Here is a 513-nt window from a genome sequence, read left to right on the forward strand (position 1 = left end):
CTACGCAGATGGTATTGGATGAGCAGGCCGACTTTGCCAACGCCGAACGCCATAAAGCCGCCATGTTAAAGGCCGAAAATCCGCTGGAATACGATTATTCGGACGGCTGGACAGCTAACTACGAGCAGCCCGCCGCCGAGCTGGAGGAGGCGTAATCATGAAACCACGATACTACCTAGCTCTCTATAAAGGCCATCGGGGCGGCTCCGGCTGGCGCGTATGGTGTGCTCGAGCCACCGACTGGCTGACCCGCATTCTCACTCGTGGCCAATACAGCCACGCCGAGATTGCCTACGGCCCAGTCGAAGGCGGCGGGTAGACTGTATTTCATCTTCCGTGCGCGACGGCGGCGTGCGCGCCAAAACGATGCTGCTGCCCGCTGATAAGTGGGATCTAATCCCGTTGCCCGACAGCATCAATGAGCACGGCCAGCTCGACCGCCTATACCGCAATACCGTCAGCTAGCCCTACGACTGGTTCGGTGCCGTCGGCGTGGTATTCAAAACCCGCCAA

1 protein-coding gene is annotated in these 513 nt (G+C 59.3%); it reads left to right on the forward strand.

The annotated features are described in order from the left end of the window. Positions 1–157: 157 nt before the first annotated feature. Positions 158–319 (forward strand): hypothetical protein, encoded by a 162-nt coding sequence (locus tag ACTHTQ_RS11280; protein ID WP_440363968.1) that lies wholly within the window; start codon positions 158–160, stop codon positions 317–319. Positions 320–513: the final 194 nt, after the last annotated feature.

Origin of the sequence: Neisseria sp. P0020.S003 (assembly GCF_051957095.1) — a bacterium.
GTDB lineage: Bacteria > Pseudomonadota > Gammaproteobacteria > Burkholderiales > Neisseriaceae > Neisseria > Neisseria subflava.